3 protein-coding genes are annotated in these 4,630 nt (G+C 47.5%); 2 read left to right on the top strand and 1 reads right to left on the bottom strand.

The window, feature by feature from the left end; all coding sequences use genetic code 11:
* Positions 1-160: 160 nt before the first annotated feature.
* A complete protein-coding gene (gene hisF / locus Q0605_RS03360) occupies positions 161-1,081 on the bottom strand; it encodes an imidazole glycerol phosphate synthase subunit HisF (RefSeq protein ID WP_298704242.1) in 921 nt (306 codons plus the stop codon).
* A 91-nt stretch (positions 1,082-1,172) separates the two neighbouring features.
* Between hisF and rsmA the strand changes: the two genes are divergently transcribed.
* Positions 1,173-2,033 carry a 16S rRNA (adenine(1518)-N(6)/adenine(1519)-N(6))-dimethyltransferase RsmA gene (rsmA, locus tag Q0605_RS03355; protein ID WP_298704240.1) on the top strand — a complete coding sequence of 287 codons (861 nt, stop codon included), beginning with the start codon at positions 1,173-1,175 and terminating at the stop codon, positions 2,031-2,033.
* On the top strand, positions 2,014-4,254 hold the full coding sequence (locus Q0605_RS03350) for an RNase J family beta-CASP ribonuclease (RefSeq protein ID WP_298704238.1): 2,241 nt from the start codon (positions 2,014-2,016) through the stop codon (positions 4,252-4,254). Before rsmA ends, Q0605_RS03350 begins: the two co-directional genes overlap by 20 nt.
* Positions 4,255-4,630: the final 376 nt, after the last annotated feature.

Below are 4,630 nucleotides of genomic sequence, written 5' to 3'. Positions count from 1 at the left end.
TCATAAAAAAAGCTTATAATTTAGCTAAAACGAAGAAATTTTATCTAAGCAAAAACGATGCTTGCAAAAAACTTGCAAGATAATAAAGGCTGAAATAAAATTAATTGTTTAGTCGCTTTGACAGCTAAGTTTCAACCCCACGGTATAAACCTGACTAAATTTACAGTCTCACTTCAATATTTTGTTCTCGCAAATACGCTTTTAGTGCCTTGATTTCGATTTCTCTGAAGTGAAAAATTGACGCTGCCAAGCATGCGTCCGCGCCCGCTAAAAATGCGTCTTTGAAGTGCTCCATTTTACCCGCACCGCCGCTTGCGATCACAGGGATATCAAGCGCGCTAAAAATCCGCGTCAAATTTAGCTCAAAGCCGTTTTTAACGCCGTCGCAGTCCATCGACGTGAGCAAAATTTCGCCCGCACCGCGCTCCTGCGCCTCTTTCGCCCAAGCAAGCGCATCCCTGCCGGTATCCAGCCTACCGCCGTTTATAAACACACTATAGCCGCAAGGCTCGCCGTTCCCAGTTAAAATTTCATCCTGCGGAGCGCGTAAAATTTTGCCAAAATTTCGAGTCTCACTGCCTAAATTTGTGTCTGGATTTCGCATGTCGCCGTGTAAATTTCCGTTTAAATTCCTCGCCGCGCCATATAAATTACCGCGCGAAATTTCACTAGAATTTCGTTTTGCGTCGATCGCGATCACGACGCACTGCGAGCCGAATTTATTTGCCGCTTCGTCTATCAAATTTGGATTTTTTATCGCGGCGGAGTTGAGGCTTATTTTGTCGCAGCCGACGTTTAGTAGGCGCGAGATATCATCGATCGTGCGGATGCCGCCACCCACGGTCAGCGGGATAAAAAGCTCGCGCGCGACACGTTCTACGACATCTACGATCGTATCGCGCCCCAGATGCGACGCCGTGATGTCAAGGAAGCACAGCTCGTCCGCGCCCTCCTCGTTGTAGCGTTTGGCTATCTCGACTGGATCGCCAGCGTCCACGAGACCTACGAAATTTACGCCCTTTACCACGCGTCCGTCTTTGACGTCTAGGCACGGGATTATGCGTTTTGCAAATCTATTCAAAGCAGCTCTTTAAAATAAAATTTTTTATGATTTTAGCCAAATTTTACTTAACATAATGACTTTATAAGTAAAATTTGGCTAGACTCTCGCGATGATTAGGGCGAAAAAAGAGTTTGGGCAAAATTTTTTAAAAGACGAAGCCGTTTTAAGCAAGATCATCCAAGCGATTCCCGAGAACATGCAAAATGTCGTTGAAATCGGGGCTGGCTTAGGTGATTTAACTCGCAAGCTTTTGGAATTTTACAAATTAAAAAGTTTCGAGATAGATGAAGATTTATATCAAATTTTAAGCGCTAAATTTGCGCAGCAGATCGCTAGCGGCGAGCTTGAGCTTGTTTTGGGCGATGCTTTGCGGATTTGGCAGCAGCGGGGTCTTGGCTGCGGCGAATATTTTTTAGTCGCAAATTTGCCCTACTACGTCGCTACAAAGATGATTTTGCGGGCGATCGACGATGAGTTGTGCAGCGGATTTTTGGTGATGATCCAAAAGGAGGTCGCTTTAAAATTCTGCGCTAGAGCCGGGCAGAGCGATTTTAGCGCTCTTTCGATCCTGGCGGATCTTGCGGGCGGTTGCGAGCTTCTATTCGACGTTGAGCCTGGCTGCTTCGAGCCTGCGCCGAAGGTAACTTCGTCGGTGATCAGGCTCGTAAAGGGCAAAAATTTCAAGCCCGGTGCCGAGGAAAGCGCGGAGAGTCTCGGCGTAAAAAGTTGCGCTCAGCTCCAAAGTCTCGATGAATACGAGAAATTTAAAAGCTTTTTGCGCGTATCTTTCAGTGCGCCGCGAAAGACGCTTATTAAAAATTTAAGTGTAAAATTTGATAGAGGCTTAGCCGAAGAGATCTTTTTAAATTTGAAAATTCCGCCCGCGGTTCGGGCGCACGAGTTAAATTCCACCCTTTTTTTAGAAATTTTTAAAAATTTAAAGGCAAAAGATGGAAGAAAACAGAAATGAAAACGGCGTCGAACGACTCAAAAAAAGCAATCGCTATAAAAAACGCAAGGAAAATCTAAAAAAATCTATCGCAAGCGAAGGCTCTGCGGGTGATGTGGAATTCGGTGGCGAGCACGAAAACGGCTCTCGCAAAAATAAAGGCGCGAAAAACGGGCAAAATTCCGTTCGTTCAAAGGGTTCAAAAAACGGCTCTCATAAGGGATCAAATTCTGCGGGTGGCGCGTCAAATGGCGGTTTAAACGCCGCGCATTCAAACGGTGCGGGCGGTGCGCATTTCGGCGGCGCATACCCAAAAAACAACGAAAACGGCGCGGGCGGTTCAAATTTAAACCGCGACGGCCGTGCAAAGCCAAGCGGCAATAACGCAAAAGGCCCGAATTCTAGCGTCGCAGACGATACGAACTCTTCGGATTCACAGAAAAAGAAAAAGCACAAAAAACGCTCAAATATGCCAAAGAGCCTCACCGGCAACGAGCCGTGGCAAAAGGCGATGGACGATGCGATCGCGCAAAACAAGCTGATCCACGAGGAGCGCCTGCACCCGCTTAAAGACGCTAATCGCAGCGATGAGACGGTGCGTATCACGCCGCTTGGCGGACTGGGCGAGATCGGCGCGAATATGACCGTTTTTGAGACTAATACGAGCGCGATTATCGTCGATGTGGGCATGAGCTTTCCGGAGGAGAGCATGCTAGGCGTGGACATTTTAATCCCCGACTTCGATTATGTTCGCAAGATAAAAAACAAGATCAAGGGCATAATTATCACGCACGCGCATGAGGATCATATCGGAGCGATGCCATATTTTTTCAAAGAATTTCAATTCCCGATCTACGCTACGCCGCTTCCTTTGGGGATGATAAGCAATAAATTTGAAGAGCACGGCCTTAAAGCCGAGCGTAGCTACTTCCGTCCCGTGCAGAAGCGCCAGCTTTATCAGATCGGTGATTTTGAGGTCGAGTTTATCCACATAACGCACTCCATTATCGATGCAAGCGCGCTTGCAATTACGACGAAAGCGGGCACGATCATCCACACGGGCGATTTTAAGATCGATCATACGCCGATCGACGGCTATCCGACCGATCTGAACCGCCTTGCGTATTACGGCGATCGCGGCGTTATGCTTTTGATGAGCGATAGCACAAACTCGCATAAAGAGGGGATTACAAAGTCCGAAAGCTCGGTAGGCAAGACCTTTGATACGATATTTTCGAGCTGTAAGGGGCGTGTGATAATGAGCACCTTCAGCTCAAACATCCACCGCGTCTATCAGGCTATTGAGCGCGGCGTAAAATACGGCCGCAAGGTCTGCGTTATCGGACGAAGCATGGAGCGAAATTTATTTACCGCGATGGAGCTCGGCTATGTAAATTTAGACAAAAAAATCTTCGTCGATGCCGATCAGGTTTCCAAATATCCAGATAATGAGGTTTTAATCGTTACTACCGGCTCGCAGGGCGAGACGATGAGTGCGCTGTACCGCATGGCGACGGACGAGCACAAATACATTAAAATCAAATCCACCGATCAGGTAATCATCAGCGCCAAAGCGATCCCGGGCAACGAAAGCAGCGTCTCGACCGTGCTTAACTACCTGCTAAAAAGCGGCGCAAAGGTCGCATATCAGGACTTTAGCGAGATACACGTAAGCGGGCACGCCTCGATCGAGGAGCAAAAACTCATGCTGCGCCTAATAAAGCCGAAATTTTTCCTACCCGTGCATGGCGAATACAACCACATCGTAAAACACAAAGAGACCGCGATGGAGTGTGGCATCGAGGAGAAAAATATCTATCTGATGAACGACGGCGATCAGATGGAGATTTGCGAAAAATATCTAAAGCGCGTCAAGACGGTCAAGACGGGCAAAGTCTTTATCGACAATCAGATCAACAAGCAGATCTCCGACGAGATCGTCAAACACCGCCAAAATTTAGCCGATGCGGGCGTCGCGGTCATCATCGCGCAGATCGACAAAAACGAAAAGAGGCTCATCCAGACGCGCGTCATCACCTACGGGCTCGTTGCCGATAACCAAACGGCGCACTTTACCAAGGAGATGCAGGGCATCATCGAGCAGTTTTTGGCAAATTTAAAAGATGAAATTTTGCTCGATCACTGGGCGCTGGAGGGCAAGATTCGCCAGGCCGTGCGAAAGCACATATTTAGAAAGATCAAAAAATATCCGACTATCGTGCCGGTGATTTATTTAATGTAAGCGCAGCTAAATTTAGCGCGCAAGGCGGCTTTGATTTGCGTCGGGCGAATGAAATTTATGGCGCGGGTGAGCTTTCGGGCGTGAAATTTTAAAGCGGCGAGTAAAATTTAAGCGCAAAATTTCGGCGTAGAGCGAAATTTAAAGAGCGTCTAGCAAGCCCACGGCTATACGAACGAAGCGGCGCAGGATATTTCAAAGGCGTGAGATTTTAGCCAGCGTAAATTTAAGCGCGGCGCAAAGAGGCATAAAATGAAAGTAAATTTTAAAAAGAAGGTTTAATGAGTGAAATTTTAGATACGGCACGAGAGGTGCTGAAGCTCGAAGGAGCGGAGCTTTTGCGGCATGCGGAGCTTATCGGCGACGAAATTGAGCGAGC

The sequence above is a fragment of the uncultured Campylobacter sp. genome, from assembly GCF_938017705.1.
Taxonomy (GTDB): Bacteria; Campylobacterota; Campylobacteria; order Campylobacterales; family Campylobacteraceae; genus Campylobacter_B.
The sequence above is the reverse complement of the archived record's forward strand: the minus strand, read 5'-3'. Positions and strand labels throughout refer to the sequence as shown.

Bases quoted from the DNA above. Each gene is read 5' to 3' on its own strand.
- rsmA (WP_298704240.1), top strand. From the start codon at position 1,173: ATGATTAGGGCGAAAAAAGAGTTTGGGCAAAATTTTTTAAAAGACGAA.
- Q0605_RS03350 (WP_298704238.1), top strand. From the start codon at position 2,014: ATGGAAGAAAACAGAAATGAAAACGGCGTCGAACGACTCAAAAAAAGC.